Annotated in this window: 1 protein-coding gene; it reads right to left on the reverse strand. The window is 74.5% G+C overall.

Translation table 11 applies throughout. The features are described 5' to 3' along the window. A partial coding sequence (locus C7C56_RS11085) for an Lhr family ATP-dependent helicase (protein WP_441295172.1) occupies positions 1–1,160 on the reverse strand: 1,160 nt, incomplete at both ends.

Raw genomic sequence — 1,160 nt, forward strand, 5'->3', positions numbered from 1 at the left:
CGCGGATCTCGCCGCGCGCCTCGAGCCGGTGGTACACGGGCAGCAGTTCCCGCCACGACGGCAGCCACGCCGCCTCCCGTTCGAGCAGGCGCCAGAACATGACGCCGTAGCGGCGCAGCAGCGTCATGGCGACATGCTCGACGGTTTCGGGACCGAGTCGCGGCTTGCGCGCCGGCGTCGCGGCCGCTTCCGCCGCATCGGGGCCGGCGCGGCGCACCAGCGACCAGCGTCCCGCTTCGTCCATGGTTGGCCCGGCGCCGCGGCGGCGCTTGTCGACGCTGGCCCGCTTGCTCGCCGGCTGCAGCATCGCGCGCATGCCGGCGAAGCTGTCGGCGTTGACCAGGCCGGTCGAGACCAGTTCGCCAAGCGCGTTTTCGAGCTCGACCGGCAGCAGGCGGGCGTCGCTTTGCAGTTCGTCGAAGAACATGGCGCCGTCGCGCCGCAGCGCCGCTAGCACCCGGCCCGCGCGCGGCGAGATGTCGGGCGCGCCGGACGCGGCCGGCAGCGCGTGCCACAGCGCGCTCTGGCGGCGCGGCAGCAGCACGATCGGCGTGCCGCGCACCGGACCGCCGGCGGCCGACACCGGCGCGCCGATGCGGGTCCAGATCAGCTTGCCGGCGCGGCACAGCTCGTCGAGCCAGAGGATCGAGTAGTCGCGCAGGCGCAGCGCGAGCAGGTCGTTCTCCCAGGCGCCGGCGGCAGCCTCGTAGCCCTCGAGCTGCGCGAGCACCTGCCTCAACGCGGCCTGCCCCCGCAATTGCGTGTCGGGCGCCAGGTGCTGCCAGTCGAACAGGAAGCGCATGAAGTCCTGTCGTTCGACCGGTTCGATTTCGCGCCGCAGCCGCTTGATGGTGTAGTGGTGGATGCGCGCCAGCAGATGCCGCTCGCACCATTCCTCGGCCGCCGCCCCGGGTGTGAAGCGCCCGCGCATGACGTAGCCTTCGGCTTCGAGCTGGCCAAGTGCGATGCCCGCGCCGCCCTCCGGCAGCGCCAGCGCCGAGGCGATCGCGGCCAGCGGCTGCGGGCCGAAGCCGGCCAGGCGCGCGCGCATCACCTCGACCAGCGCGGTGTCGCGCGTCCAGGCCGCGCCGCCGTTGCCGCGGTGGCTGTCCGGCACCGCCAGGTCGGGCGCGGCCAGCGCCTGCGGGTAGGCCGCGCGC

The sequence above is a fragment of the Massilia glaciei genome, from assembly GCF_003011895.2.
Taxonomy (GTDB): Bacteria; Pseudomonadota; Gammaproteobacteria; order Burkholderiales; family Burkholderiaceae_D; genus Telluria_A; species Telluria_A glaciei.